Annotated in this window: 27 protein-coding genes; 19 read left to right on the top strand and 8 right to left on the bottom strand. The window is 67.0% G+C overall.

Going from position 1 to position 24,788, the window contains the following annotated elements; translation table 11 throughout:
• Position 1 precedes the first annotated feature (1 nt).
• The 7 genes from ACQ5DX_RS20600 to ACQ5DX_RS20570 all read right to left on the bottom strand — a co-directional run bounded on the left by ACQ5DX_RS20600 (position 2) and on the right by ACQ5DX_RS20570 (position 8,521).
• Positions 2–1,447 (bottom strand): aromatic amino acid ammonia-lyase, encoded by a 1,446-nt coding sequence (locus ACQ5DX_RS20600; protein WP_430334336.1) that lies wholly within the window; start codon positions 1,445–1,447, stop codon positions 2–4.
• Positions 1,448–1,609: 162 nt separating this feature from the next.
• Entirely contained in the window at positions 1,610–2,527 is a 918-nt protein-coding gene (locus ACQ5DX_RS20595; RefSeq protein ID WP_430334335.1) for a HalD/BesD family halogenase, read from the bottom strand.
• An 876-nt stretch (positions 2,528–3,403) separates the two neighbouring features.
• Complete coding sequence (locus ACQ5DX_RS20590) at positions 3,404–4,018, bottom strand: LysR family transcriptional regulator (RefSeq protein ID WP_430334334.1); 615 nt, start codon at positions 4,016–4,018, stop codon at positions 3,404–3,406.
• Complete coding sequence (locus tag ACQ5DX_RS20585) at positions 3,982–5,310, bottom strand: MFS transporter (RefSeq protein ID WP_430334333.1); 1,329 nt, start codon at positions 5,308–5,310, stop codon at positions 3,982–3,984. The genes ACQ5DX_RS20590 and ACQ5DX_RS20585 overlap by 37 nt, the downstream gene beginning before the upstream one ends.
• The gene (locus tag ACQ5DX_RS20580) at positions 5,310–6,755 is read right to left on the bottom strand and encodes an aromatic amino acid ammonia-lyase (protein WP_430334332.1); all 1,446 of its coding nucleotides are present in this window, start codon (positions 6,753–6,755) and stop codon (positions 5,310–5,312) included. The genes ACQ5DX_RS20585 and ACQ5DX_RS20580 overlap by 1 nt, the downstream gene beginning before the upstream one ends.
• 355 nt (positions 6,756–7,110) lie before the next feature.
• Positions 7,111–7,332: a hypothetical protein gene (locus ACQ5DX_RS20575; protein WP_430334331.1), complete on the bottom strand. Its 222-nt coding sequence runs from the start codon at positions 7,330–7,332 to the stop codon at positions 7,111–7,113.
• Positions 7,333–8,182: 850 nt separating this feature from the next.
• The gene (locus ACQ5DX_RS20570) at positions 8,183–8,521 is read right to left on the bottom strand and encodes a hypothetical protein (RefSeq protein WP_430335819.1); all 339 of its coding nucleotides are present in this window, start codon (positions 8,519–8,521) and stop codon (positions 8,183–8,185) included.
• On the opposite strand from ACQ5DX_RS20570, the gene ACQ5DX_RS20565 reads away from it, so the two are divergent.
• Both ACQ5DX_RS20565 and hutC read left to right on the top strand, forming a co-directional pair.
• A complete protein-coding gene (locus tag ACQ5DX_RS20565; protein ID WP_430335761.1) occupies positions 8,471–8,581 on the top strand; it encodes a hypothetical protein in 111 nt (36 codons plus the stop codon). The two genes, ACQ5DX_RS20570 and ACQ5DX_RS20565, sit on opposite strands and share 51 nt — an antisense overlap.
• A 60-nt stretch (positions 8,582–8,641) precedes the next feature.
• Complete coding sequence (hutC, locus tag ACQ5DX_RS20560) at positions 8,642–9,397, top strand: histidine utilization repressor (protein WP_430334330.1); 756 nt, start codon at positions 8,642–8,644, stop codon at positions 9,395–9,397.
• Between the two features lie 63 nt (positions 9,398–9,460).
• Here hutC and ACQ5DX_RS20555 read toward each other — a convergent pair whose 3' ends face one another.
• Positions 9,461–10,249, bottom strand: a complete 789-nt coding sequence (locus tag ACQ5DX_RS20555; RefSeq protein WP_430334329.1) for an alpha/beta fold hydrolase — start codon at positions 10,247–10,249, stop codon at positions 9,461–9,463.
• Positions 10,250–10,330: 81 nt separating this feature from the next.
• Between ACQ5DX_RS20555 and ACQ5DX_RS20550 the strand changes: the two genes are divergently transcribed.
• From ACQ5DX_RS20550 to ACQ5DX_RS20470, 17 genes are all read left to right on the top strand, one after another.
• Positions 10,331–10,690 carry an ArsR/SmtB family transcription factor gene (locus ACQ5DX_RS20550; RefSeq protein ID WP_430334328.1) on the top strand — a complete coding sequence of 120 codons (360 nt, stop codon included), beginning with the start codon at positions 10,331–10,333 and terminating at the stop codon, positions 10,688–10,690.
• Positions 10,691–10,775: 85 nt separating this feature from the next.
• On the top strand, positions 10,776–11,105 hold the full coding sequence (hypA, locus tag ACQ5DX_RS20545) for a hydrogenase maturation nickel metallochaperone HypA (protein ID WP_430335760.1): 330 nt from the start codon (positions 10,776–10,778) through the stop codon (positions 11,103–11,105).
• Positions 11,106–11,107: 2 nt separating this feature from the next.
• On the top strand, positions 11,108–11,932 hold the full coding sequence (hypB, locus tag ACQ5DX_RS20540; RefSeq protein WP_430334327.1) for a hydrogenase nickel incorporation protein HypB: 825 nt from the start codon (positions 11,108–11,110) through the stop codon (positions 11,930–11,932).
• Positions 11,933–12,051: 119 nt separating this feature from the next.
• Positions 12,052–13,137, top strand: coding sequence for a hydrogenase expression protein HypE (locus ACQ5DX_RS20535; RefSeq protein ID WP_430334326.1), 1,086 nt, complete (start codon positions 12,052–12,054; stop codon positions 13,135–13,137).
• A gap of 46 nt (positions 13,138–13,183) precedes the next feature.
• Positions 13,184–14,977: a nickel-dependent hydrogenase large subunit gene (locus ACQ5DX_RS20530; protein WP_430334325.1), complete on the top strand. Its 1,794-nt coding sequence runs from the start codon at positions 13,184–13,186 to the stop codon at positions 14,975–14,977.
• A gap of 8 nt (positions 14,978–14,985) precedes the next feature.
• The gene (locus ACQ5DX_RS20525) at positions 14,986–15,924 is read left to right on the top strand and encodes a NifU family protein (protein WP_430334324.1); all 939 of its coding nucleotides are present in this window, start codon (positions 14,986–14,988) and stop codon (positions 15,922–15,924) included.
• On the top strand, positions 15,921–16,598 hold the full coding sequence (locus ACQ5DX_RS20520; RefSeq protein WP_430334323.1) for a DUF5947 family protein: 678 nt from the start codon (positions 15,921–15,923) through the stop codon (positions 16,596–16,598). The genes ACQ5DX_RS20525 and ACQ5DX_RS20520 overlap by 4 nt, the downstream gene beginning before the upstream one ends.
• On the top strand, positions 16,595–17,245 hold the full coding sequence (locus ACQ5DX_RS20515; RefSeq protein WP_430334321.1) for a DUF6084 family protein: 651 nt from the start codon (positions 16,595–16,597) through the stop codon (positions 17,243–17,245). The genes ACQ5DX_RS20520 and ACQ5DX_RS20515 overlap by 4 nt, the downstream gene beginning before the upstream one ends.
• Positions 17,242–18,675: a hypothetical protein gene (locus ACQ5DX_RS20510; RefSeq protein ID WP_430334320.1), complete on the top strand. Its 1,434-nt coding sequence runs from the start codon at positions 17,242–17,244 to the stop codon at positions 18,673–18,675. Before ACQ5DX_RS20515 ends, ACQ5DX_RS20510 begins: the two co-directional genes overlap by 4 nt.
• A complete protein-coding gene (locus ACQ5DX_RS20505; protein WP_430334319.1) occupies positions 18,672–18,791 on the top strand; it encodes a DUF6893 family small protein in 120 nt (39 codons plus the stop codon). The genes ACQ5DX_RS20510 and ACQ5DX_RS20505 overlap by 4 nt, the downstream gene beginning before the upstream one ends.
• Positions 18,792–18,795: 4 nt before the next feature.
• The gene (locus ACQ5DX_RS20500) at positions 18,796–19,323 is read left to right on the top strand and encodes a hydrogenase maturation protease (protein ID WP_430334318.1); all 528 of its coding nucleotides are present in this window, start codon (positions 18,796–18,798) and stop codon (positions 19,321–19,323) included.
• Between the two features lie 3 nt (positions 19,324–19,326).
• Positions 19,327–19,593 carry a HypC/HybG/HupF family hydrogenase formation chaperone gene (locus tag ACQ5DX_RS20495; RefSeq protein ID WP_430334317.1) on the top strand — a complete coding sequence of 89 codons (267 nt, stop codon included), beginning with the start codon at positions 19,327–19,329 and terminating at the stop codon, positions 19,591–19,593.
• Entirely contained in the window at positions 19,590–21,956 is a 2,367-nt protein-coding gene (hypF, locus tag ACQ5DX_RS20490; protein ID WP_430334316.1) for a carbamoyltransferase HypF, read from the top strand. Before ACQ5DX_RS20495 ends, hypF begins: the two co-directional genes overlap by 4 nt.
• On the top strand, positions 21,953–22,705 hold the full coding sequence (locus ACQ5DX_RS20485) for a HypC/HybG/HupF family hydrogenase formation chaperone (RefSeq protein ID WP_430334315.1): 753 nt from the start codon (positions 21,953–21,955) through the stop codon (positions 22,703–22,705). Before hypF ends, ACQ5DX_RS20485 begins: the two co-directional genes overlap by 4 nt.
• Positions 22,702–23,397 (top strand): D-sedoheptulose-7-phosphate isomerase, encoded by a 696-nt coding sequence (locus ACQ5DX_RS20480; RefSeq protein WP_430334314.1) that lies wholly within the window; start codon positions 22,702–22,704, stop codon positions 23,395–23,397. Before ACQ5DX_RS20485 ends, ACQ5DX_RS20480 begins: the two co-directional genes overlap by 4 nt.
• A 3-nt stretch (positions 23,398–23,400) precedes the next feature.
• On the top strand, positions 23,401–24,492 hold the full coding sequence (gene hypE / locus ACQ5DX_RS20475) for a hydrogenase expression/formation protein HypE (RefSeq protein ID WP_430334313.1): 1,092 nt from the start codon (positions 23,401–23,403) through the stop codon (positions 24,490–24,492).
• A 23-nt stretch (positions 24,493–24,515) separates the two neighbouring features.
• Entirely contained in the window at positions 24,516–24,788 is a 273-nt protein-coding gene (locus ACQ5DX_RS20470; protein WP_430334312.1) for a HypC/HybG/HupF family hydrogenase formation chaperone, read from the top strand.

Below are 24,788 nucleotides of genomic sequence, written 5' to 3'. Positions count from 1 at the left end.
GTCAAAGGCCTTTCGGTCCATGAGACTGGTTGAGGAAGGCGACCGCATTCGTGTGGTCCGAGCTGAGCGGCCGATCGAGGCTGTTCGGATCGAGAACGCTCGAAGCTCTCTGGAGGTAGGCGCCGAGCGGAGTGTCCGAGTCGAGTGAAACATCGAGGATTCGAAGTGCCCGCACCGCGGCGATGAGTTCGCACGCGAGCATCTCGTGTGCAGACTGAATGCAGTCCTGCAACTGTTCGACAGCTTGCGAATGGAAACTCGCGTGATCCTCGGTTCCGCGCGAGATCGTGACCGTTCCGAGCGTCGCCGGGCTCGCCGAGTTCCGAGACCTCGCCAGGGATGCTGCCGCGACGTACTCGAGCAGCATCACCCCGCTGCTCCCGGCCGGCCCGACCGACAGAAACGGATCCAGGCCCGTGAACGCAGGCTCGGTGAGGTTCGCCAGTCGACGAATCGACAGGTTCGCGACGCCGAACAGTGCGAGTTTGCTGTGGTCGCATGCGAGTGCGAGAGCTTGCGCATGAAAGTTCGCGTTGTGGAAGACGTCGTCCCGATCGACACTCACCACCGGGTTCTCCGCCGCCGATTTCGATTCGATATCCAGTGATGCCGAATAGGATTCGAGGGCGTGCTTGGCGGGGCCGAGGACTTGCGGAATGGCTCGGAACCCGTACGAATCCTGTACCCGCCGGGGGGTCCACTGGTGCTCCGCCACGAGAGTCCGGATCCTTGCTGCGGTCGACGCTTGATGTGGCTGCGGGCGCGCTGCATGGACGAACTCGTCGAACGGCTCGGTCGAGCCGTGGGTCGCGATCAGCGACAGCGAGGCGACGGCCTCGTAATGGCCGATGTAGCGCTCCATCGCGCTGCATGCCGCCATGCCGCGGGCAATGCCCATGGCATTTGTCGAGATGAACGGCAGTGCGTCGCCGGGACGGGGTCGCCAGAGCGGGTCCCGGCGACCGCTCTCGAGGTCGGCCTCACCCATGAGCCCCAGCGCGATCTCGGCGAACTGACTGAGATCCCCGGTTCCGATAGCACTCGAGGCGTGGACCCGTGGCAGGTCGTCGTGGCTGAGCGACTTCGACATCGCCTCGACGATGTCCGGGTGCATGCCCGAGCCGCCGGCCGACAACTGATTCAATCTCACGATCATCGCGGCGCGGACGGAGTCATGGGAGAGATAGGGACCGGCACCCGTTGCATGGCTGCGCAGAAGCCGGAGATCCTGGTCGGGTGCGTGGTCGATCTGTACCTCGCGGTTGGCTCCGACTCCGGTCGTCCGGCCGTATACCTGTCGACGTCTGGATGCACTCGTCGCCGTCTTCCACGATCGTTCCATGAGATCGACGGAGACCGCATCCAATTCGAATGGATTCGTAAAGTTGGCCGTGAGAGCTGCCAGATCTCTTCCGGCCAGATTTTGACCTACGTTGATGTCGTGCACTGGAGATTCCTTGTTCTCGTCCGTGTTCGTCGTGCCGACTCGATCAATTCCAAGGAACTGCAGGCTCCGGCGCGATCATGTCGATGAGAAACGAAGGGGGCCGGAGGCATTTTGCTCGATCAAATCGAGCTCGCCCCCGGGCCCCCTTGCGCTGCCGAACAATTACGTTGTGCGTCCGTAGAAGAGCTTCTGGGTGATGCTGTTCAGCTTGTCGTCCGACTTTTCCGAATAGGCGAGAACTGCATTGACTCGTGTCTTCTCGCCCGCCACCGGGGTGACGCGATGCATGGAGTACCGGCCGCGGAAGAAGCTGAGCGTGCCCGGTTCGTTCTGCAGGGTGATCACGCCGGATCGAGACCCGTTCAGTCGCTCCGCCACCCCCTCGTAGTTCTCCGATTCCGGGGATCGGAGCATATGGAAGTACTCGTACTCCCCGCCCTCGTCGGTGGGCTGAAGCATCAGGGTCACCGCGAAGTGGGATCGATCGAAGTGCCAGCCCAATTCGTCGCCCTTCTCGAACAGGGCCACGGAGCATGCACCCAGCGAGTCGTCGTATCGGTAGAAGCTGGGCATTTCCAACGCCTGTCCGATGAAGTCGGTCAGCTGATTCCAGTTGTAGACCGTTCGCAGCGCCGAGTTCTCGGCGATCTCGTCCCACGCGATCGTGAGCTTCGAGGAATGCTGAAGCATTCCTCGCGGGTCGTCCGCCGCTGCATCCGCGGGAATCTCCTCGAAGTACACATTGTGCGTGTCGTCGGTACGGTACGCATCTCCTGCCTTGGCAAGGGCCTCGGCGACCAGAGATTCGACGGCATCCGGTCGAATGAATCCGTGAAGCTGGCATGCGCCGCGACTCCGCAGATCGTCTTGGCAACGCTCGACCAGTCGGCGACCTTCCTCGGAATCCAGGCGATGGATCGGGTAGCGATCCAGGTCGATAATCTCTGCAATTGCAGTCGCATCAAATGCGACCGACGACAGCTCTGAAGTCATTAATCTGCCTTTCGTACGGATCATGCCCGATCCATGCTGGGTGACGCGCATCACCTGCGGCAAGCTCGCATTAATGATGGAGGTCATTATTTCTGCTTATGCAGATGCCGAATGTCTCGACGATTACTCCGAATGGTGCTTTCCTCGACGTCGAGGAGGTGAAGTCGAATCTCGGCGCGGGTGGCACCGTGACGAGGCCGCCGGTGATCGAGTGGCCGGTGACCCCGCGGCGTCGTCTTCGGTGACGGGACGTTGTGCGGCAGGCACATCCGTGGCAAATGGGGGAGGCAGCATGCTCTGTGCGAAGCCGGAACACATTCGAAGGATCAACATCGAGTTTGCGCGCCCAGCGTGGAAGAAGCGCGGCGTGCCTGGGAACTGCTCGTCAACCGCACCGATTGTATTGACGGAAGCTATCTTCCGCGTCTGCGTGCGGCCGAGGTGATCCTGGACCATGCCCGGAAATACTGTACTGACAACTTCGGAGGAGCTGGGAGTCGATGAGTCGATGACTAGGAACGCCAGGCTGTTTCGGCAGTCCGCTGGCCGGCTCGCGTTGGCATTGCACCGGTACCCGTGCTGACACCGGACAGCATGGATCCCGCACCCGCACCCCGCCCTCGTTTTCCTCGGCCCAGGGGAAGCAGGTATCCGCACTGTCCGCTCTTACCAGCCTGGTAGTGTCCCCACCTTGGTTGGCGAAGCCCTGCGGGGCTTCCGTTCGGCACGCGTGTCCACTCCGGAGGCGGTGGCTGCGTCGCACTTGGCCACGCATCGCATTCGCTTGCAGATCGATTCGTCGAGCGGAGTGCTTGAAATCGGGGCGATGATCAGCTCGCCGATTGTGGCTTCTGCTCGTTGCCGACCGGCGTTGTGCACGGCCATGTCATGGATCCCGCGGAGCCTTCTGTATGCGATCGGGCACCTTCAGGAACTACCAGAACATACGGATCGACAAGCAGTTCAGCGGATTCGAAGGGACCTGGCCTCCGAGGGAAGACCATGAAGGTCGGATCCAGCTATCCGCCATCTGTCCCCTGAAGACGGATAGACGTCGTACTCCTCGAGCACGACGTCTATCCGTGGCCATATTTCCTTGAACAGCTCGAGGGCGTGCGGGAGGATCTTGGCGCCGACGCTCTCGTAACTGCCGACGCGGAGCGTTCCGACGGCTCCCTCGGACAACGCGTGGACGTCGGCCCACGCTGTGTCGAGCCGTGCCTGGATCGCTTTCGCGTGTTCCAACAGGATCTTTCCCTCATCGGTCAATGTGACCGTCTGGAGGGTGGTGGTGGGGCGATCGACCAGACGTCGCCCCACCACGGACTCGAGCTTCTTTATCTGCTGACTGATCGCGGATTGGGTGTACCCGAGTGCGGTGGCAGCGGCCGTGAACGAACCCGTCCAACCCGCCTCGGCCGAGGCGAAAGCAACCGACCGGCGTCTCAGCGAGACTGGACCGGACCGCTTCCCATCAGCAACAGGTGCCGCACTCCGTGCGGATCGCGGAGTGCGGCACCTGTATTCAAGCGTCCAATCGATCAAACCAGGTGCTTGGATCCGGTTTCGGGCGCCCATCGGATCGAGATCAGCATGCCGAGCAGCAGTACCCCGGCGAGCCAGTACATCGTGGCGGAGATTCCCCAGTTCGTCAGGCTGACAGGAAGGATGAAGGTGCCGATGGCCGAGGCGATTCGGCTGAGCCCGTTGGCCAATCCGACGCCGGAGGCCCGGAGGCTCGTGGGGAAGAGTTCGGCGGGATACACCTGCGTGATGTTCGACGCGGCCGACATCACGAATGTGTAGATGACGAAGGGAATCATCATCGCCATGGCCGACATGTTGCTCAGCGCACCCAATGCCACGAGGGAGACGGCGAGGACACCGAAGGACACGATGGTGAACGAGCGCCGCGGCATCTTCGCGACGAACCAGATTCCGGCGATTCCTCCGATGAGGAGGAAGATGTTGAGAATCAGGGACTGGAGGTCCGCATCCTCGAAATTGAGCCCGGACAGGATCGTGGGAACGAACGTGTAGATCGCGAAATAGGGGAGCACGAGCGCGCTGTAGAAGAGAACTGCGAACCAGGTGCGCGTCCGGATGGCCGGGCTGAAGAGTGCCTTGTACGCGGTGTGTTCCTCTTCCGGCGCGACCGTGCTGGTGTCCAATTCCACCCCGAAGCAGCGGCGGACGATCGCTTTTGCTTCCTCGACCCGACCCTTGCTGATCAGCCATCCGGGCGACTCGGGTGTGCCGATTCGGACGACCAGGACGATCAGCGCGGGGATCGCGCCGCTCGCCAGGAGCCAGCGCCACGAGTCGTCGCCGGTGTTGAGATACGTCGCGATCACATTGGCGGCGACGTAGCCGACGGTCCACGCGACGGTGAGCGAGGCGAGCATGGCCCCGCGGTGCTTGCGCGGCGCGAACTCTGACATCAGGGTGGGCCCGACGGCGTAGTCGGCACCCAGTCCGAAACCGATGAGAACGCGCATGATGAACAGCACCAGCACGTTCGGCGTCCACAGCTGCATCAACGACACCGCCGCGATCAGCACGAAGTTGAGGACGTAGAGGCGTTGCCGCCCGATGATGTCTCCGACTCTGCCCAGGATCATGCTTCCGAGGAACAGGCCGATCAGTGCGGAGCTCGCGACCATCCCTTCCCAGAACGAGGAGAGTCCGAGCTGGGTGCTGATCGTGGGCAGGATCGCGCCGATGATTCCGAGCGTGTATCCGTCGGAGAAGTTGGCGCCGAATGTCATCGCGGTGATCTTGGCGTGAAATCGGCTGAACGGAATCTGGTCGAGCGCGACTGGTTTGGTGGCCTTGTCGCTGGGTTCGGTGATCACTGAGTTTTCGGACATCAAATGCCTTTCAGTCCATGAGACTGCGTGAGGAAGTCGATAGCGCTCTCGAGGTCTTGGGTGAGTGGGCGGTCGAGGCTGTTCGGATCGAGAACGCTCGACACGCTCTGGAGGTAAGTACCGAGCGGAGTCTCGGGATCGAGTGAAACGTCGAGGATACGAAGTGCCCTCACCGCGGCGATGAGTTCGCACCCGAGGATCTCGTTTGCCGCATGAATGCAGTCCTGCATCTGTTCGACAGCTTGCGAATGGAAGCTCGCGTGGTCCTCGGTACCGCGTGAGATCGTGACTGTTCCGAGCGTCGCCGGGGCCGCCGAGTTCCGCGACCTCGCCAGGGATGCTGCCGCGATGTACTCGAGCAACATGACCCCGCTGCTACCGGCCGGGCCGACCGAGAGAAACGGATCCAGGCCCGTGAACGCAGGCTCGGTGAGGTTCGCCAGCCGGCGAGTCGAGAGATTCGCGACGCCGAAGAGGGCGAGTTTGCTGTGGTCGCACGCGAGTGCGAGAGCTTGCGCATGGAAGTTCGCATTGTGGAAGACGTCGTTCCGATCGACACTCACCAGCGGATTCTCGGCTGCCGAGTTCAGTTCGATATCCAGTGCTGCCGAATAGGATTCGAGGGCATGCTGCGCGGGGCCGAGAACCTGCGGTAGAGCCCGGAACCCGTACGAATCCTGTACCCGCCGCGGGGTCCACTGATGGTCCCCGACGAGAGCCCGGATCCTCGCGGCGGTCGATGCTTGGTGTGGTTGCGGGCGCGATGCATGGACGAACTCGTCGAACGCCTCGGTCGCGCCACCAGTCGCTATCAGTGACAACGCGGCGACAGCCGAGTAGTGCACGATGTAGCGCTCCATCGCCTGGGACGCGGCGATACCGCGGGCGACGCCCATGGCATTCGTCGAGATGAGCGCCAGAGCATCGCCCGGATGGGGGCGCCAGAGCGCGTCCCGTCGCCCGCTCTCGAGGTCCGCCTCGCCCATGAGGCCCAGCGCGATCTCGGCGAACTGGCTGAGATCCGCGGTTCCGATAGCGCTCGAGGCGTGGACCCGTGGCAGGTCGTCGTGGCTGAGCGACTTCGACATCGCCTCGGCGATGTCCGGGTGCATGCCCGAGCCGCCGGCCGACAACTGATTCAATCTCACGATCATCGCGGCGCGGACGGAGTCATGGGAGAGATAGGGACCGGCACCCGTCGCATGGCTGCGCAGCAGCCGGAGATCCTGCTCGAGTGCCTGGTCGATCTGCACCTCGCGGTTGGCTCCGACGCCAGTCGTCCGACCGTAGACTTGCCGTCGTGCGGCTGCGCTCGTCGCCGTCTTCCACGAGCGTTCCATGAGATCCAGGGAGACCGCGTCCACCTCGAATGGGCTCATGGAACTTGCCGCGAGAGCTGTCAGATCTTTGCCGGTCAGATTTTGGCCTACTTTGATGTCGTGCACTGGAGATTCCCTTTTTCGTCTGTGTTCGCCATGTCGACTTGATCAATTCAGAAGCACTGCAGACTCTGGCGCGATCATGTCGTTGAGAAACGAAGGGGGCGGAGGCGTGGTTGCCCGACTCGCGCGCATGCTCCGGCGCCTTGCGCGGTCGCGCAATTACGTTGTGCGTCCGTAGAACAGGTTCTGGATGATGCTGTTCAGCTTGTCGTCCGGCTTTTCGGAATAGGCGAGAACTGCACTGCCCGTGTCTTCCCGCCTGCCGCCGGAGTGGCGTGATGCACGGGGTACCGGCCACGGCAGAAACTGAGGGTGCCCGGTTCGTCGTGCCGGGTGATCACATCGGAGCGCGACTCGTTCAGCCGCTTTGCCACAGCCTCGTGGTTCCCCGATTCCGGGGTCGGAGTATCTGGAAGCGCCCGCATCCCCTACCGGCGGGGCGGAGCATCCGGCGCTTGGCCTCGGGCTCGCGGAACTGCTCCCAGTTGGCGCCGTCGCACACGAGGTCGGAGTTCGCACGCACCACGCTCGCCGGGGCGCTGATCGGGCGGGCCTCGTTGCCTGGTGCGGTGATGTCCATCGGGTGCTCCTAGTGATCGGGCGGTGAGGGCGCTCTTGCGGTACGCGACTGTCGAGCGCCTCCGTTGCCGTCCGCATCCGGTGTCCGTAGCTGGTGTGCGGCGGCTCACGTCCCCTGACTGCGGCTTGTATATTCCGGTCTATACAAGCGGATGTCAAGGGGGGCGTCTCCTGGCCGACCTTCGGCGCAGGCGGGCCCACGTTCCGCGTGGATCCGACTACGAGCCGGATGTCGTTCGATATCCGATCGCGGTGCCGAGCTGAACGGACCGGTTGCACGATCGGGTTGCAGGTTCGGTTGCGCAGCCTGAGCGGCTGGTGTGGTCATGCTGGTCTCGTATTCGACGGGGTCAACTTGCCGGGCCCGGTCGGACGTCGCTGGTAGGCGCGTTCGGCGCAGGTGGCGATCGCGATCCGCGGTCGCTGTGCACGATACCGCCGAGCGCCTGCGCGCCGCCCGCAGCCCGTCTGCCGACGGCGGAGTCGAGCGCACCTCCCTGCGCGAAGTATTCGGGGAAGGTTGTTGCGCCACAATATTTTCGGGGTATCAGCGCGGGAAATGGACACGCTTTTTCGTCCATCTGGATGAGGCGCGGAGGAGTCGGAGGCATGGTTGCGCCCGTTTGCCTCCGGGCCCTTCCATGCTGTCGCGCGGTTACGTTGTTCGAAATGCCGGCCTAGTTCGTAACCTCTCTCGAGCAGGACCACGGCGCACGTGCTCAGCGCGTCGTCGTAACGGTAGAAACTGGGCATTTCCAGCGCCGTGTGATGAAATCGGTCAGCGGATCCCAGTTGAGTTTCCGGGAGTGTAATTGCAACCGCATAGAAGGCGATTGCCGCGAGCTCTGATGTTATTCATTTCCCTTTCGCACGGATGATGCGTGATCCATGCCGAGAGGCGCATCATCCGCCGCAAGGCCGCATTGGTTACGGCGACTATTGTTTCTGTCCGCGGCGTCGCCGTCGCCGTCGCCGTCGGCGCAGGCGCTGGGCGGACGCGGCGCGGATGGCATCGTGTCGAGGCCCTCGATCGTCGAAGACCCGGGGTCGGTCGCGCCAAGCGATTCGCGGGGACCGGCCGGCAGGTAGTGCGGACGGTCGGCATCGGTGACATGTGCGGCGACGTCCTCGGTGACGGAATGTTGTGCAGCAAGTACATTCGCCTTGTCGGGGTGTTCGGTCACCGGCATGTCTGCCTCAATTTCGATTCGCAACCGCTCGCCGTAGGGGCGGAGGTCACTGGTCGGTAGACTTCGTGGGCCGAGTCGACGAACGGGCCGGCAGGACTTTTCGAGGAGCAGGGGCAGCGGATGGCAGTTGTAGACGTCGACGCGGAACTCGCCGCGCTGTTCGGCGAGGCCGGCGGCGAGTCCGTGCCCGCCTACGAACGGGTCAAGAAGCTGGTGGCGGAGCAGATTCGTTCGGGCCGTTGGTCGGAAGGTGACCAGTTGCCCTCCGAGAACCAGTTCGTCAACGCCCTGGGCTTGTCGCGGATGACGATCAATCGCGCCTTGCGTGAGTTGACGAGCGACGGGCTGATCGTCCGGATGATGGGCGTGGGCACGTTCGTCGCCAGCACCAAGACGGCATCGCCGCTGTTCGAGGTCAAGAACATCGCCGACGAGATCCAGGAGCGGGGCCACCGGCATCGCACCGAGGTGATCTTCGTTCGCGAGGAGGACACCGACCATTCGCAGGCTTTCCTCCGGGATGCGGTCGGTGCCAGGGTGTTTCACTCCGTCCTCGTGCACTACGAGGACGACAAGCCGATCCAGGTGGAGGATCGTCTGGTGAACCCGTCCGAGGCGCCCGATTACCTCGACCAGGACTTCACCACGATCACGCCCAACGACTACCTCACCCGTGTCGCACCGCTCGTGCGTGGTGAACACGTCGTCGAGGCCGTCCTCGCGAGCCCGGAGGAGTGCCGCCTGCTCCGGATCGACCGCGGCGAACCGTGCCTGCTGATCCGGCGTCGAACCTGGTCCGAGCGCGGACTGGTGAGCGCAGCGCGCCTGATCCACCCGGGTTCGCGCAACCGGCTCGAGGGTGCCTTCAGCCGCTGAGCGCTCAGTCGAGTGAGTCCCGAAGGATCCCTCCCGCAGCCCGGGAGGGATCCTTCGGAACGCTCAGTGCTCCTCGAGGAACGGCCGCACCACCGCGAGCACCTCGGGTGATGCCGCGACGGTGGTGGCGTGGTCGGAGCCGGGGATGAGCGCGAGCCGGGATCCGGGGATGAGCGTCGCGAGCTTCTGCGTGTCCGAGAAGCGTGGGCGGTCCTCCGACCCCACGAACAGCATCGTCGGAACGTCGAGGGCCTCGAGTTCCGCGTCGGGCACGCCGGGCTCGGCCTCGGACCGGCGCAGGTAGGCGACCAGCGCACGGGTGTCGTTCGCATCGAACGCGGCCCGCGTCGCCGGATCGAGCGGCCACGGCCGGTGAGCGTTCCACTGGTCCAGGAATGCCGTCATGCCCTGGTGGTCGAGGACGTCGATGCATCCCGGAAAGAACAATTTGTCGAACGAACCCGCCTGCGGACGGCTGCTGCCGCCGCCGACGGTGAGGGTTCGTAGGCGCTCGGGCGCGGCCACCGCCAGCGAGAGCCCGACCCGGCCGCCGAACGAGTAGCCCAGGTAGTGAGCGCGTTCGTGGCCCAGGGTGTCGAGCACCGCCAGGATGTCGCCGACCACGAGATCCATCGCGTACGACGCCGGATCGTGCGGGGTGTCGCTGCGGCCGTGACCGCGCATGTCGGGCAGGATCAACTGGAATTCGTCGCGCAGCGCCTTGACGTAGCCGAACGCGCGCCAGATCGCGCTCGACAGCGCGGTTCCGTGCGCCAGCACCAGCGGCGGCCCGTCGCCGATCACCCGATACGCGATGCCGACACCGTCGACGGGGTTGATTGCCTGCTGCATGACCACCCCTACACGGTAGGACGCTCCGGGGCGGGTACCGATTCGGCGGGTTCGCCTCGACTGCGGACCTAGACTGGTGCCGTGTCCCAGACCCCGACCCCGGCCATCGATCCGGACCACGTCCGGCGAGCCGCACAGGCGCTCGTCGCGCCGGACATCGCCGGGTGGGCGAATCGTTTCGAACTGCTGTCGGACCCGAATCGCCTGCGGCTGCTGCTGTGCCTGCACCACGCACCCGACATCTGCGTCACAGATCTGGCGGCGGCGCTGGGCATGACCGGGACCGCGGTGTCGCACGCGCTGCGGCTGCTGAGGCAGCAGGGTTGGGTGGCGGCCGAACGGACGGGGCGTACCGTGCGCTACCGATTGGTCGACGACACGGTGCACGAACTGTTGCACACGATCGGCGCGACCCATTTCCACGAGCACGACGTGAGCTGACGGCACTTCGCGCAATCCCCTGTTTCCCGTTGCGGGTGCGTCCTATCGTGTGATCCGGAGGTCTTCGTCCGAACGGAGACACGTGATGCACGAAATGGCGATCACTCAGAGCGTCGTCGACGCGGTCTGCGAACACGCCGCCGGACGCAGTGTGCACAGCATTCGACTGCAGGTGGGCCGGCTGTGCGCGGTGGTTCCCGACGCGATGCAGTTCTGTTTCGAGTTGGTGACCGAGGGGACGGTCGCGGAGGGCGCCCGTCTCGATATCGAGGAGCCACCCGGACAAGCGCACTGTCGCAGCTGTGGCGAGGACTTTCCCCTGTACGACCTGGTGTTGCTGTGCCCGTGCGGCAGCGCCGACGTCGAGGTCGTCTCGGGCCGTGAACTACGGATCATGTCGATGGAAGTGGGTTGAGCATGTGCGCGACGTGTGGATGCGGCAAGGTCGACGAGCCGGCCGGAACTCGGATCAGTGTGCCGGCGGACGCGCCGCAGCAGCACGAACACGAACACGAACACAGTCACGGTCATGATCACGCGCACGGCCACGGCCACGGCCACGGTCACACGCATGACCACGCGCCCGTGTCGACCGAGACCGTGACGCTCGAACAGCGGATTCTGGACAAGAACGACAGGTTGGCGGCGGAGAACCGGTCGTGGCTGGCTGCGCGCGGGGTCCGGGCGTTCAACCTGATGAGTTCGCCCGGATCGGGCAAGACGACGCTGCTCGAGCGGACCGTGCGGGAGCTGCAGGCGTCGAGTCCGGTGTCGGTGATCGAGGGAGACCAGGAGACGCTGCTCGACGCCGATCGGATCAAGGCGACGGGATGTTCTGTGGTGCAGGTGAATACGGGTTCAGGATGCCATCTCGACGCCGAGATGATGCGTGGTGCGCTCGATGCGCTGAGCCCTATGGACGACTCGCTCGTGTTTGTGGAGAACGTCGGAAACCTGGTGTGCCCGGCGCTGTTCGACCTCGGCGAGCAAGGTAAGGTTGTCCTTATATCGGTGACCGAAGGGGACGACAAGCCGCTCAAGTACCCGCACATCTTCGCGGTGGCCGATCTCGTCGTCGTCAACAAGACCGATCTCCTCCCGTATGTGGACTTCGAGACCGAAGCGTGTGAACGCAACGCGCGATCGGTGAATCCTGGTGTGCGCGTGATCAATCTGTCCGCGACCAGCGGGGAAGGGCTCGAGGAATGGTATCGGTGGCTCGATGAGCGGCCCGCGGGGTGATCGTCGAGCGTTGACAGACCCACCGCTGTCGCGCCTTAATTGTGAGTGGGCGTCACGCAAGTGGGCCGAGGGTCGACTCCGGTGACGCAGGGGCGTTGGAGCCCCGGGGAGTGGCTGCTATGTCGACACCGACGAAAGCTGCGAAGAAGGCGGAACACGCCAAATCTGACGAGACCGACGAAGGTGTCATTCACGTCCTGTGGATCAACGCGGGACTCAGTTGCGACGGCGATTCGGTTTCGTTGACCGCGGCGACTCAGCCGAGTGTGGAGGAGATCGCGCTGGGCGCTCTTCCGGGACTGCCGAAGGTTGCGGTGCACTGGCCGTTGATCGACTTCGAGTGTGGTCCCGCGGGCGGCGCCGACGACTTCCTCGAGTGGTTCTGGAAAGCCGACCGGGGCGAGCTCGAGCCTTTCGTTCTGGTGGTCGAGGGATCGATCCCGAACGAGAAGCTGCACGACGAGGGCTACTGGTGTGGGTTCGGTAGCAATCCGGAGACCGGACAGCCCGTCACGACGAGTGAATGGTTGGATCGGTTGGCGCCCAAGGCAATTGCTGTTGTCGCGGCCGGCACGTGCGCAACGTACGGCGGCATTCACGCGATGGCCGGCAATCCGACCGGCGCGATGGGCGTGCCCGATTATCTCGGGTGGGACTGGAAGTCCAAGGCCGGCCTGCCGATCGTGTGCGTGCCCGGCTGTCCGATCCAGCCGGACAATCTCTCGGAGACCCTGACATATCTGCTCTACCAGGTGACCGAGCAGGCGCCGATGATCCCACTCGACGAAATGCTCCGACCGCAGTGGCTGTTCGGGCAGACCGTGCACGAGGGCTGCGACCGCGCGGGCTACTACGAGCAGGCCGACTTCGCTACCGAGTACGGCTCACCCAAGTGCATCGTCAAACTCGGTTGCTGGGGTCCCGTCGTGAAATGCAATGTGCCCAAACGGGGCTGGATGAGCGGGCTCGGTGGATGCCCCAATGTCGGCGGCATCTGTATCGGCTGCACCATGCCCGGATTCCCCGACAAGTTCATGCCGTTCATGGACGAACCCCCCGGCGGCAAACTTTCGAGCACAGCGGTCGAGGTGTACGGAACGATGATCCGCACACTGCGCGGAATCACGGGCCGGACGCTCGACAAGGAACCCAGCTGGCGTGTGCCCGGGCGCCTACTGAGGACGGGCGCCGTGCGTACCTGGTAGCGCGAGAACGACGACAGGCGATTGCCGAGAGTAGAGAGGCTTCTCGATGACTTCCACAGTGCCCGAGCCGAAACGGGGGGCAGCCGACGACAAGGGCCTCGTCGAGATGTCCTGGGACCCCATCACCCGCATCGTCGGCAGCCTCGGGATCTATACCAAGGTCGACTTCAAGAACAAGACGGTCGCAGAATGCCACAGCACGTCGTCGATCTTCCGTGGCTACTCGCTCTTCATGAGGGGCAAGGATCCGCGCGACGCCCACTTCATCACCAGTCGCATCTGCGGCATCTGCGGAGACAACCACGCGACGTGCTCGTGTTACACGCAGAACATGGCCTACGGGGTCAAGCCGCCGCACCTGGGTGAGTGGCTCATGAACCTCGGCGAGGCCGCCGAATACATGTTCGACCACAACATCTTCCAGGAGAACCTGGTCGCCGTCGACTACTGCGAGAAGATGGTCTCGGAGACCAATCCGGGCGTCCTCGCCCAGGCGGAGAAGTCCGCGGCACCGCACGCGGACGCTCACGGATACAAGACGATTGCCGACATCATGCGGGCGCTCAACCCGTTCACCGGCGACTTCTACCGCGAGGCACTGCAGGTCAGTCGCCTCACCCGCGAGATGTTCTGCCTCATGGAGGGGCGGCACGTCCACCCGTCGACGCTCTACCCGGGTGGTGTCGGCACCGTCGCGACGGTTGAGCTGATCACCGACTACACGACGCGGTTGATGCGCTACATCGAGTTCATGAAGAAGGTCGTCCCCATGCACGACGACCTCTTCGACTTCTTCTACGAGGCGTTGCCCGGCTACGAGCACGTCGGCGAGCGGCGAGTGATGCTGGGCTGCTGGGGCACGTTCCAGGACCCGGAAGCGTGCAACTTCCAGTACAAGGACATGACGGACTGGGGCCGGAAGATGTTCGTCACGCCCGGCGTCGTCGTCGACAACAAGCTGGTGACGACGGACCTGGTGGACATCAACCTCGGCATCCGGATCATGCTCGGCTCGTCGTACTACGACGACTGGTCCGATCAGGAGATGTTCGTGACCACCGACCCGCTGGGCAACCCGGTGGACCGGCGTCACCCGTGGAACCAGCACACCAACCCGAAACCGCAGAAACGCGACCTCGAGGACAAGTACAGCTGGGTGATGTCGCCGCGGTGGTTCGACGGCAAGGACAATCTGGCCCTCGACACCGGTGGCGGGGCGCTGGCCCGCATGTGGTCGACCGCGCTCGCCGGCCTCGTCGAGACCGACGAGGTGAAGGCGACCGGCCACAGCGTCAAGATCGACTTCCCGAAGACGGCGCTCAAAGGGCCCGCCAGTCTCGAGTGGAAGATCCCGCCGTGGAGCAACACGATCGAGCGCAACCGTGCGCGCACGTACTTCCAGGCGTACGCGGCGGCGATGGCGCTGCACTTCGCGCGCAAGGCGCTCGTCGAGATCAATGCGGGACGGACCAAGACGTGGGAGCCGTTCGAGGTCCCGGACGAGGGCATCGGGTGCGGCTTCACCGAGGCGGTGCGGGGCGTGCTCTCGCACCACATGGTGATCCGGGACGGCAAGATCGCGAACTACCACCCGTACCCGCCGACGCCGTGGAACGCGAGTCCCCGTGATGCCGAAGGGGTTCCGGGTCCGTACGAGGATGCGGTGACGGATCTGCACATCTACGAGGAGAACGACCGCGACGACTTCAAGGGCATCGACATCATGCGCACGGTCCGCAGTTTCGATCCCTGCCTGCCGTGCGGCGTCCACATGTACCTCGGAGACGGCAAGACGATCGAGAAGCTCCACTCGCCCACACAGTCCATGACCGGGGAGTGAGGTGGCAGATGGCGTCGATACACGACGAGACGCGACACGAGACGCACGAATCCGATCGCTGGCGGGGAGCCGGCGATCGGATCGAGGCGCTACTCGACTCCGCCTCGGCCGGGGGACCGGTGGCCCGGGAGCGGGCCGAGCAACTGGTCCGCGAGGTGGTCGATCTCTACGGTGAGGCCCTCGAGCGGATTCTGGCTGCCGCCGCGCGCACGCCGGGCCTGGTCGATGAACTCGCGCGCGACGAACTGGTGTCGAGCGTGCTGCTGGTGAGCGGGCTGCACCCGCACGACGTCGAGACCCGGGTGCGGAAGGCCCTCGACGACGTCCGCCCCTACCTGGGGTCGCACGGCGGCGACGTCGAACTGGTCGAGGTGTCGGACGACGGTGTCGTGCGGCTGCGGTTGCTCGGCAGCTGCCACGGGTGCCCGTCGTCCTCGGTGACGCTGCAACTCGCGGTGGAGGGCGCCGTGCAGGCCGCGGCACCCGAGACCACCGCGATCGAGGTGGAGACCGATCCCGGCGAGCCTGCCGCGGCCACACCGGGCGTGTTCAGCGTGGATTCGCTGATGTCGCACGTGCGCGACCCGGAGCAGCATCCCGGAACATGGATGGCCGCACCCGAATTCGCGGATCTGGCGCCGGACGAGGTGGGCGGGTTCACGCTCGGCGGCCTCACGATGCTGGTGTGCCGGCTCGGCGACGAGGTGTTCGCCTACCGTGACCGGTGCCCCGCGTGCGGGAACTCCATGGCCGGGACGGTGATGCAACGTCGGGCCGGCGGCGCGGTCGGCGACGCGGTCGTGCGCTGCCCCACCTGCCGCGCCCACTACGACGTCCGCCGGGCCGGGGCCGGGGTGGAGACGTCGGGGGAGCATCTCGACCCGCTGCCGGTGCTGGTGCGTGACGGCGTCCTCTCGGTGGCGGTACCCACGGCGGTGACCGGGTGACGGGGCCCGCGGAGCGAGGCACCCCCACCGGTCCCGCGCTGGGGGTGCTTCGGCGTATCGCGGCCGACCGCCCGCAGCCGATGACCGGGGAGCGGTGCGAGATGTGTGCCGTGCCGATCGCCGACGAGCATCCGCACGTGGTGAACCTCGCCGGGCGGCAACTGATGTGCGTGTGCCGACCGTGCTACCTGCTGTTCGCCGAACCCGGTGCGGAACTGAAGTACCGCGCGGTCCCGGATCGGTACCTGTCGTTCCCGGACTTCCGACTGGGGCTCGGGCAGTGGGACGGGCTCGAGATTCCGGTGGGGCTCGCCTTCTTCTTCCAGAACTCCCAGCAGGGCCGCACGGTCGCCTTCTATCCCGGACCCGCCGGCGCGACCGAGTCCGAACTGTCCATCGAGGCGTGGAAATCGGTGGTCGACTCCAACCCGGCGCTCGACACCGTCGTCGCGGACGTCGAGGCGCTGCTGATCCGGGTGCCGAAGACCGGTCCCGCCGGCGCCGAATGCCACCTCCTGCCGATCGACGCCTGCTACGAACTGGTGGGTCGACTGCGGCGCTGCTGGCGCGGGTTCGACGGCGGGCAGGACGCGCGCCGCGAACTCGACGCCTTCTTCGAACGCGTCGAGCAGCGCAGCGTGCCGGTACACGAACCGTCCGGAGGTGCGTCGTGACGGCACTCGACTTCTCCGTGCTCTCCGTCGGCCCCGAACCGTTCGCTGTCACCCCCAACCTGATTGCGCGCATCCGGATCGCCGAGTCGACGGGCGCCGCCGTGCATGCGCTCGCCCTGCGGTGCCAGATCCGGATCGAACCGCGCCGCCGCCGCTACTCGGACGCCGAGGAGGCGGGACTGCTGGACCTGTTCGGACCCCGCGAGCGGTGGGCGTCGACCCTTTCCACGTTCCCGTGGCTGCATGCCACGGCGACGGTGCCGGGGTTCACCGGCGAGTGCGTGACCGAACTGGTGATGCCGTGCACGTACGACTTCGAGGTGACGGCGTCGAAGTACCTGCACGCGTTGGAGGCCGGCGCGGACGGCACGGTGCCGCTCAGCTTCCTGTTCAGCGGGACGGTGTTCACGAAGGGGACCAAGGGCTTCGGCGTCGAGCAGGTGCCGTGGGACCGCGAGGCACAGTTCGACCTGCCCGTCGACGTGTGGCGCGAGACGGTGCGGCAGAACTTTCCGTCGACCGGATGGCTGCGCCTGGACCACGACACCATCGCCGCCCTGATGCGCTTCAAGGCCGCCCGCGGGCTGCCGGGCATCGACCAGGCCGTGACCGAGCTGCTCGACGCGGCGGGGGAGGTGACGACGTGACCGGACTCGACGATCTGGCCCGGCTGCGGGCGGTGGCCGACGCCGTCCTCTACGAGGGCTATCTGCTGTACCCGTACCGCTCCACCTCGCGGAAGAACCACTCGCGCTGGCAGTTCGGAGTTCTCGGGCCGGACGGTGCCGCCGACCGGGACGTAGGGGAGGATCCGGCGATGCGAGTCGAGTGCCTGCTCGACCGCGACGAGGGCGTGGTCGAGCCGGTGCTGCGGTTCCTGCAGTTGCAGGTGCGGACCGCCGAGGCGGCCCGCACCGACGGTCGCGGCTACGAGGCGGTGCCGGAGCTGGCCGCCGCCGGACGGACGTGGGTGAGCTGGGACGAGGCCGTGGCGGTGGAGGTCCCGCTCGGCGCGTTCGGAGTGACCGAACTGCTCGACACGGTCGGCCGCGACGTCCGGGTGCCGGGCGGCGTGGACGTCGAGGATCTCGGGCCGTCCGGTCGTCTGGTGCGGACACGATTCCCGTTGCGCGGCAGGGTCGAACTGAGCGCCTCCCGGGTGGACGACGCCGTGCGGCTGCGCGTCGACGTGCGCAACGAGACCGACCTCGACGGTGTCGCGTCGCCGGGAACACCGCCGAAGGACACGGCGATTCGCCACTCGCTCATCGGCGCACACCTGCTGCTCGGGGCGCGCGACGCGCGCTTCGTGTCGCTGCTCGAGCCACCCGACCGGTTCGCGGCGGCCGCGGCCGGGTGCCGGCAGCATCGCTGCTACCCGGTCCTGGCCGGGGACCAGGGTGCGGCGGGCACGAGCGACGTCGTGCTGGCGTCGCCGATCATCCTCTACGACCATCCCCGCACCGCCGAGGAGAGCGGCGGAGACCTGTTCGACGCCACCGAGATCGACGAGATCCTCACCCTGCGGGTGATGACGCTGACGGACGAGGAGAAGGCGCAGGCCCGTGCCACCGATCCGTTGGCGGCGCAGATCATCGACCGCTGCGACACCATGTCGCCGGCGGACATGCAGCGGTTGCACGGTGCGCTCCGCGACCCGCGCGCCGTCGAGACCGGAATGCCCGTACCCCCGACGTTCACCACCCCCGGCGGGCTCGTTCCCGAGCTGCCCGACGACGTGCCCTGGTGGGATCCGGCCGCCGACACCAGCGTTCGGCCGGAGGCCGACGGCGTTCTCGTCGACGGCGTACGGATCGCGAAGGGCAGCCTGGTGCGCCTGCGGCCGTCTCGGCGCGCGGACGCACAGGACCTGTTCCTCGCCGGGAAGGTCGCACGCGTCGCCACCGTGCACGCCGACGTCGACGGCCGCACACACGTGGGCGTCGTCGTCCTCGACGATCCCGCCGCCGAACTGCACGACTGGTACGGCCGCTACCTGTACTTCGCGCCCGACGAAGTGGAACCACTCGATTCGCAGTCCGATCCGGCGAACGAGCGAGAGGAGAATCGGTCATGAGGGCAATCGGAATGGTGTCCACGGTGGTGTTCGCGGCGGTCGCCGCGGCGGGTGTATGGATCGGGGTGCGGTCGATCCCGGACATGCAGCGCTACCTACGCATGCGCCGGATGTGACGCGATGCCGCCCGCGGCGCCCGAGCCGTCGCCGAGGATCCTGGTCGCCGGAATCGGGAACATCTTCCTCGGCGACGACGGCTTCGGCCCGGAGGTACTGCGCGCGTTGGCATCCAGGCCGCTGCCCGACGGCGTCCGCGCGGTCGACTACGGCATCGGCGGCATGCACCTGGCCTACGACCTGCTCGACGGCTGGGACGTGTTGATCCTGGTCGACGCGGTCCCGGACCGCGGTCACCCGGGCCGGATCCGCGTGTTCGAGGTCGACGGGCACCGTCCCGGAGCGCTTCCGCAACTCGACGCGCACGGCATGGATCCGGGTGCGGTGTTCGCGAGCCTGGCCGCGCTCGGCGGGCGCTTGCCGCGGACCGTCGTCGTCGGCTGTCAGGCGGGGTGCGTCGACGAGGGGATCGGGCTGTCCGCACCGGTGGCCGCCGCGGTGGACGTCGCCGTCGGCGAGGTGCGGGCGGTGGTGTCCGAGTTCGGTTCGTCGGCCGTGGTGGGTGGTCGGGTCGACGGAATGGAGGACTGAGCGATGTGTCTGGGAATCCCGGGGCAGGTGGTCCGCATGCTCGACGGCTACGGCGGTCAACTCGCACTCGTCGACGTCGAGGGGCGGGAACGCAAGGTCAACGTCGGGATGCTCGAGGACATCGCGCTCGGTCCGGGCGACTGGGTGGTGATCCACATGGGTTTCGCGGTGGAGCGCGTCGACCGGGAAGGCGCCGAACGGGCGATGGCCGGCCTGGAGTTGATGGGCCGCCCGCGTGAGCCGCGCGACGGCGGAGACGGGGCGCCGTGACGACCGAGGCGTTCACCGACCGGGCCGCAACCGAGCGGCACCGGTTGACCGTCCGCGGCGTGGTGCAGGGCGTCGGCTACCGGCCGTTCGTCGCCCGACTGGCCGAGAGGCTGGGACTGACCGGGCACTGCGGCAACGACGAGGTGTGCGTGTTCATCGAGGTCGAGGGTCGGCCGGATGCGCTGGCGGAGTTCGCGATCGCGCTGCGCCGCGACGCGCCGCCGCTCGCGGTGGTGGTGGACGTGACCGTCGAACCGTCGGAGCCCCGCGGCGACGTCGCGTTCCGGATCGCGCCGAGCCTGCACACCCCGGGTGCGCGGACCCTCGTCCCGCCCGACGTCGGGATCTGCGCCGACTGTGCGCGGGAGATGGCCGATCCCGCCGACCGCCGCTACCGGCACCCGTTCGTGAACTGCACCAACTGCGGACCCCGGTTCACGGTCGTCACCGACCTGCCGTACGACCGGCCGGCCACCACGATGGCGCGGTTCCCGATGTGCGAGCGGTGCGCACGCGAGTACACCGACCCCACCGACCGGCGCTACCACGCGCAGCCGATCTGCTGCCCCGACTGCGGGCCCCGGATCTTCGCGGAGGCCGGTCGCCGGATCGACGGCGACGACGCCGTTCTCGAACGGGTGCAGCGCGAGATCGCGTCGGGCGGCATCGTCGCAGTCAAGGGCATCGGCGGATTTCATCTGGCGTGCGATGCAACCGATCCCGAGGCGGTCCGGCGGCTGCGGGCGCGCAAGCAGCGTCCGGCGAAACCCTTCGCGGTGATGGCCGCGGACCTGGACACCGCGCGCCGGGTGTGCGACGTCGGGGCGGCGGAGGCCGACGTGCTGGGCAGTGCGGCGCGCCCGATCGTGCTGCTGCGCAGCAAGACCCGGTCGGACGTGGTGGTCGAGGTCGCGCCGGGACTCGACGAACTCGGGATCATGCTGCCCTACTCGCCGCTCCACCACCTGCTGTTCGCGCCGGTGCCGGGCAGCGCCGTCCGGCCGCCGCGGGTGCTGGTGATGACGTCGGGCAACCTGGCCGGTGAGCCGCTGTGCTTCGACAACGACGATGCGCGCGAACGCCTGTCCGGTATCGCGGACGTGTTCCTGATGCACGACCGCGACATCGCCGTGCCGTGCGAGGACTCGGTTCTCACGGTGGTCGACGGTGCTCCGTCGCCGATCCGACGCTCGCGCGGGTACGTGCCGGTGCCCGTGATGCTGGACGGCCCCGGCCCGACGGTGCTCGCGGTGGGCGCCGAGGTGAAGAACACGTTCTGCCTCACGCGGCAGGACTTCGCCTTCTGCTCCGGCCACCTCGGCGACATGGGCAGCCTCGAGAGCCGACGCGCGTTCGACACCTCCGTCGCCCAGCTGTCGGCCCTGCACGACGTGCGGCCGGAACTGATTGTTGCGGACGAACATCCGGGGTACTCGACCCGGAACTGGGCGGAAGAGTTCAGTGCGCGTGAGGGCGTCGATCTGAGCACCGTCCAGCACCACCACGCCCACGTCGCGGCGCTGATGGCCGAGCATCGCATCAACGGCACACCGCTGCTGGGCATCGCGTACGACGGCACCGGCTACGGCTGCGACCGCACCGTGTGGGGCGGGGAGATGTTGCTGGTCGGGCCGGATCTCCTCGACGCCGAGCGGGTGGGACACCTGCAGCCGTTCCTGCTGCCCGGCGGCGACGTCGCGGTGCGGAACCCGGCTCGCGTGGCGTTGGCGCTGTTGCACGAGGTGGGCCTGGACACCCCTGCCGCCGAGGAACTGCCGTGCCTGCAGGCGATGGCATCGAACGAACGCGCACTGGTTGCGGCGCAACTCGACTCCGGACTGGGCTGCGTCCGGACGACGAGCGTCGGCCGGCTCTTCGACGGTGTCGCGTCGATGCTCGGCGTGCGACACAGGATCAGTTACGAGGCGCAGGCCGCGGTGGAACTCGAGGCCCTGGCCCGCACCGCCCGCACGCCCGCGGCGGTGGAGATGCAGAGCGAGGGCGGCGAGCTGAGGCTCGCGGAGCTGCTGGGAGGGCTCGTAGCGGGTGTTCGCGCGGGAGTCCCGGCGCCGGAGTTGGCCTTCGGATTCCACTGTGCGCTCGCGGCGGCCACGGCGAGCCTGGCGGTCGATATCACGCGGCGCACGGGAGTCGAGGCGGTGGGTCTGACCGGTGGGGTGTTCCAGAACCGCCTGCTGACCGCGCTCGTCCGCGTTCGTCTCGAGACCGAGGGCCTGCGGGTGCTCACCCATCACGCGGTGCCGGCCAACGACGGCGGGCTGTCGTTGGGCCAGGCGGCACTGGGACTGGCGACGCTGGCGCGTCGCGCACGGACCGATGCGATCGACGAGGTGCAACCATGACGACGAGTGATGCGACGGTCGAACTGATCGACCGGGAGTTGTCCGCGGACCTGGCGGCCGCGGCGTTGGCCCTGGCTCGGCGATTCCAAGCCGGCGCCACCCTGTGGGTGGTTTCGCCCCAGTGGGAACCGCACGCGCACCACGTGGCGGTCGAGTTCGTCCACCCGGTGATCATGGGGAAGCGGGCCCTACCGTCGGTCTCGCTCGTCGAACCGGACCCGGTGGCGCAGTGCCGCGTCGCGACCCGGCCGGGCGACGTGGTCCTGGCGGTGGCGTCGGCCGACCAGCCGCAGGTGCGGGACATCATGCGGCGCGCGCCGGCGTGGGGCGCGGACACGATCTGGATCGGCTCGGGCCCGCGGCCCGGACCCGGTGCGGCGACCCACATCCTGTGGGTGGACTCGGACGATCCGATGATTCCGGCGACCGGACGGTTCGTGCTGATGTATCACCTGCTGTGGGAACTCACGCACGTCTGCTTCGAGCACCCCGGGCTGCTGCAGGCACCCGCCGAGGCGGGCGCCGACTGCGCCGACGACGCGTGCGTCACGTGCAGCGACGAGGGACGACTGGCGGAAGTGGTTCTGGTGTCGTCGAATCCGATCGACGGTGTGCTCGTCCGTACGGCGACGGGCGAGGAACGGGTCGACATCACGATCGTCGGTGACGTCGAAGCCGGCGACCTGCTGCTCGTCCACGGTGGTGCCGCGATCACCCGAATCGATCCGCGCGAGGAGGTACCGCGATGACCGACGCGACTCCCGTCCCCGAGGGAACGGACTTCCTGTACCCGTTCATCGACGCCCACGAGGAGGGTGCCGAGGCTCTGCTCGACGACCTCGCCGACTCGGCACGCGGCAAGGCGGCCGAAAGTGCTCGGCTGCAGCGGGACTCGACGGCCGAGTGGGGCCCCGGGATCGAGGAGGCCGGTCGACGGATGGCGGAGCGGTTCGCGCAGGGCGGGCGGCTGTACACGTTCGGCAACGGCGGCAGTTCCACCGACGCCGCCACCCTCGCGTCGCTGTTCAGCCGTCCCGCCCGCGGGCGGCCCGTCGCGGCGTGGTCGCTCGCCGCCGACCAGGCCGTGGTGACGGCGCTCGGCAACGACGTCGGCTTCGACCTGATCTTCTCGCGGCAGATCATCGCCCACGCGGGCCCGCACGACATCGCGATCGCGCTGTCGACGTCCGGGAACTCCGACGACCTGATGATCGCGCTCACGGAAGCACGGCGACGCGGGCTGCTCACGATCGGCTTCGCCGGGCACGAGGGCGGCCGGATGGCGGTGAGCGACGACCTGGACTACTGCTTCACGATCCGGTCGCAGAGCATCCACCGTATCCAGGAGAGCCACGCACTGGTCGGTTACCGACTCTGGAGTGCCGCCCAGGAGCACATGAACCGGCCGGGCACGACCCCGGCACCGAGGCAGGAGGGCTAGCCCATGGAACCCACGACGGCCGCCGAACGGGAGGACCGCGTCCTCGACCGCATCGCGTCGTTCCGCAAGCGCAGGCCCCGGCTCCTCGAGGAGGTCGTCACGCTCGCCCACGGGGCGGGTGGGAAATCGTCGGCGGCGCTGGTCGATTCGGTGTTCGTGGAGGCGCTGCGCAATCCGCAGCTCGAGCAGCTCGGGGACGCGGCCGCGCTCACCCTGCCGGCGGGCGAGCAGATCGCCTTCTCGACCGACTCGTTCGTGGTCCAGCCCCTGCAATTCCCCGGCGGGTCGATCGGGAACCTCGCGGTGCACGGCACCGTCAACGATCTCGCGGTCACGGGTGCGCGGCCGCTGTGGCTATCGGCCGCCTTCGTCATCGAGGAGGGGTTCGAGATCGCGCTGCTGCGCGAGATCGTCCAGGACATCGCGGATTCCGCCGCGCAGGCCGGCGTGCACGTGGTGACCGGCGACACCAAGGTGGTCGGCAAGGGCGCCGCGGACGGCGTGTACATCTGCACCGCGGGCGTGGGGGCGCTGCCGGTCACCACGCGACTCGGGCCGGAGTACGTCCGGCCCGGCGACCGCGTGCTCCTGTCCGGGACGATCGGCGAGCACGGCATGGCCGTGATGCTCGCGCGCGGCGAACTGGCGATAGAGGCGGACATCCGTTCCGACACCGCGCCGATCAACGGACTCGTGCATGCGCTGCTGGACGCGGCACCGTCGACCCGCTGGATGCGTGACGCGACCAGGGGCGGGGTCGGCACGGTATGCAACGAACTGGCCCAATCGGCCGGGTGTGCCGTCGTCCTCGACGAGGAGTCGCTGCCGGTGCTGCCGCAGGTCGCCGGCGCGTGCGACCTACTGGGCATCGACCCGCTGTACGTCGCGAACGAGGGCAAGTTCGTCGCGGTGGTGGCCGCCGACGAGGCCGACGCCGCGCTCGCGGCGCTGCGCGGTAGCCCGGGCGGCGAGCGCGCGGCGGTCGTGGGGGAGGTGCTGGCCGAACCGGAGGGCGTCGTGGCGCTGCGCACCGCGTTCGGCGGTAGTCGGATCGTGGACATGCTGGTGGGAGACCCGCTGCCACGCATCTGTTGACGAGCGCGAGAGGAGGAGAGGTCATGTGTCTGGGCATTCCCGGTCAGGTGGTGCGGATGGTCGACGCCGAGCAGCATCTGGCCAAGGTGGACGTCAACGGCGTCCAACGGACCATCAGCGTGCGTCTGCTCGCCGACGACGGTCTCGTGGTGGGCGACTGGGTCCTGGTCCACGTGGGCTTCGCGATGGCGAAGATCGACGAGGCCGAGGCCGCGCTCACGCTCGACCAGGTTCAGAAGATGGGCGCCGACTACGAGAACGAGATCGACGCGTTCCATTCCTCGCGCATCAACTGA

The sequence above is a fragment of the Rhodococcus sp. ACT016 genome, from assembly GCF_050477185.1.
Classification (GTDB): Bacteria; Actinomycetota; Actinomycetes; order Mycobacteriales; family Mycobacteriaceae; genus Prescottella.
This window is presented reverse-complemented; position numbering and strand designations above follow the sequence as displayed.